At 47.7% G+C, this 304-nt stretch carries 1 protein-coding gene; it reads right to left on the bottom strand.

All coding sequences use genetic code 11. The annotated features are described in order from the left end of the window. On the bottom strand, positions 1-304 hold a 304-nt coding region (locus tag ACFIK0_RS09625; protein ID WP_375663949.1), incomplete at both ends, for an FAD-dependent oxidoreductase.

Genomic DNA, 304 nt, shown 5'->3' with positions numbered 1-304 from the left:
ACCGCCTTTAGTTCCGTATTGTATTCAACACTGACCTTAGGATTATCTAAGGCTCGTGCAGCGACCAACGGTGGACATGTAAAGTGATCACCACGTACTAAAACCGTGACGTGCTTACCATAACGACTCAAATAATCAGCTTCTTCAGCGGCGGCATAGCCACCACCAACAACAAAGATTTGCAAACCAGAGAATAATTCACCATCACAAGTAGAGCAGTACGCTACCCCGTGACCCCGGAATTCATCTTCACCCTTAAATCCAGCTTGGCGTGGTTTCGCACCGGTCGCAATAATCACTGCTC

The organism is Bartonella sp. CL63NXGY (assembly GCF_042194905.1).
Taxonomy (GTDB): Bacteria; Pseudomonadota; Alphaproteobacteria; order Rhizobiales; family Rhizobiaceae; genus Bartonella.
This window is presented reverse-complemented; position numbering and strand designations above follow the sequence as displayed.